Source organism: Paenibacillus tarimensis (genome assembly GCF_021532315.1).
In the GTDB taxonomy this organism is placed as follows: domain Bacteria; phylum Bacillota; class Bacilli; order Paenibacillales; family Paenibacillaceae; genus Paenibacillus_I; species Paenibacillus_I tarimensis.
On the sequence record NZ_JAKGAO010000052.1, the window covers coordinates 1 to 1548 of the forward strand.

The following is a 1548-nucleotide window of genomic DNA, read 5'->3' on the forward strand; positions in this document are numbered from 1 at the left end:
TCGGTCACTTAAGGCAGTGAGGGTTCGTGAATGCAAGTACGTTATCGGAAATCGTGCAAAACATAAAGGAGAAATATATGAAGAAATTATCTTCTTTTTTGATTATGAACGTAAGAAAAAGACCTAAACTAGTGATTGCTCTAACAATTTGTTTACTTCCAGTAGCTTTAAACTACATTTTGTTTTCTTGGAAGATGCCTGGATTAGTGGGAGATCTAAATAGTTGGATGGGCTTTATTAGCAACTACTCAGGAGGGATAATTGGGGGGATTGTTGCTTTTATTATAACCAAGTCACAAATTCAAGCACAGAAAGAAGAAAATAAGATAAATAGAATGATAGACCAACTTCCGTATGTTACTAAACTAAGATTTGAAATCAATAAACTTAAAGAGAATTTAAATTCAATAAAACGTATTTCCGAGGGATCTAAAGGAATTCAGGATCTTAGCACTCCCTCTGAATTAGCAAAAGGACTCTCTGGAACACTATTTTTACAAGGTATATTGTCGGAACGTAGATATACACCCTTGTTTTTAGATAAGCTTGATAAACAAATCTGGAATGAAGTTCATTTTATAAATGACATACAACTCCAAACAAAGGTTATAGAAACTTTTAATACTTTTGATAACATTTTCAATACTTTGCAATATGACTTACCTCGTAAATGGATTAGACTAGACGAGGTAGATAAGTTGATTGAAAGATTAAAGAGCAAGGATGATAAATCAATTACAGAAATTGAGCAATTAAGAAAGTATCATAATGAATATTCAAATTTATTATTGCAAAACAATATTTACAGTAATAAAAAGCATCAAGTTTGGGATGGACTATTTCAAAATAATTTTTATTTTGAGACTATCGAGGAAGTAAGTAGCGTTATTGACGAGAAAATCAATGAAATCAATATATTATTAAAAACTAAATGAAACTATAAATATTAGAATGTCTTCCAAGGAAGCACACGACATCCGATAACACCGTATTCACGCTGCGTCGCTAACGCTCCTTGGTCCGGCCGACGCATAAAGAAGCGATTTCGAAGAGGATGATTCAGTAGCAAAGAAGCTAATTCAGCCGGACAACCTTGCACTGCCTAACCGCGTCGCGGCCGTTCCCTTCGGTCACTTAAGGCAGTGAAGGTTCGTGAATACAACAACGTTATGCGCAACTTCCTAAAGAATTAATGGACTGTATTAAGAACGAAATGCAAGACATGATCAAAGTGCAGTATAAGACCGAAATGCATTACGAGACCGAAGAACTGAAGAGAAGTATAAAACCGAAATGCAGAATAAAATCTGAAAGTGATATAGATCGAGAATAGTGCAAGATCGAAGAGCTGTACAAGATCAAAGGAAGTATAAGACCAAAATCGAGGAACAGTATAAGACCGAAAGAGCATTATAAGAATAAAGAACGTAAGTTAAGTCAGGGAGCAGGAAGCAACGCATAACACCATATTCACGCTACGTCGCCTGATGGCTCCTTGATCTGCCAGAGGTAAATTCGAGGAAGCGGATTCAGGCAGATAACCCTGCG

The 1548-nt window shown here is 35.9% G+C and carries 1 protein-coding gene; it reads left to right on the top strand.

What is annotated here, in order from left to right; translation table 11 throughout:
- Positions 1 to 104: 104 nt before the first annotated feature.
- Positions 105 to 935, top strand: a complete 831-nt coding sequence (locus tag L1N82_RS23040; RefSeq protein WP_235289810.1) for a hypothetical protein — start codon at positions 105 to 107, stop codon at positions 933 to 935.
- Positions 936 to 1548 lie beyond the last annotated feature (613 nt).

Coding starts and splice junctions, on each gene's coding strand:
- L1N82_RS23040 (WP_235289810.1), top strand. CDS start 105: ATGAACGTAAGAAAAAGACCTAAACTAGTGATTGCTCTAACAATTTGT.